Origin of the sequence: Leifsonia sp. SIMBA_070 (assembly GCF_046534635.1) — a bacterium.
Lineage (GTDB): Bacteria > Actinomycetota > Actinomycetes > Actinomycetales > Microbacteriaceae > Leifsonia.
In genome coordinates, this window is the sequence record NZ_JAWRYK010000283.1 from 1 (window position 1) to 271 (window position 271).

General features: G+C 56.5%; 1 protein-coding gene. It reads right to left on the reverse strand.

Annotated features, from left to right (window positions below; all coding sequences use genetic code 11):
• A partial coding sequence (locus SB754_RS20365) for a tetratricopeptide repeat protein (RefSeq protein ID WP_410784178.1) occupies positions 1-271 on the reverse strand: 271 nt, incomplete at both ends.

Here is a 271-nt window from a genome sequence, read left to right on the forward strand (position 1 = left end):
GCCCCTGTGCATTACGCACCTGCGCAAGATCAAACCGGGCCTGATAATCCTTCGGATCAGCCTGAATTCGCTTCTCAAGCGCAATCGGATCACCGATGAGCTTGACCTGATCAGCCAGCGCAAGGCGCGCTTCCAGCGCTCGAACGGCAGGCGCATTCTGTTTGTCATCCGGAAGCTGAGCCAGAATTTCCCGCGCCTTTTCCGCATCTCCGGATTCCAGAAGGCAGGTCGCAAGACCGACAATCGCATCAACATTATCTGGAACGGCATG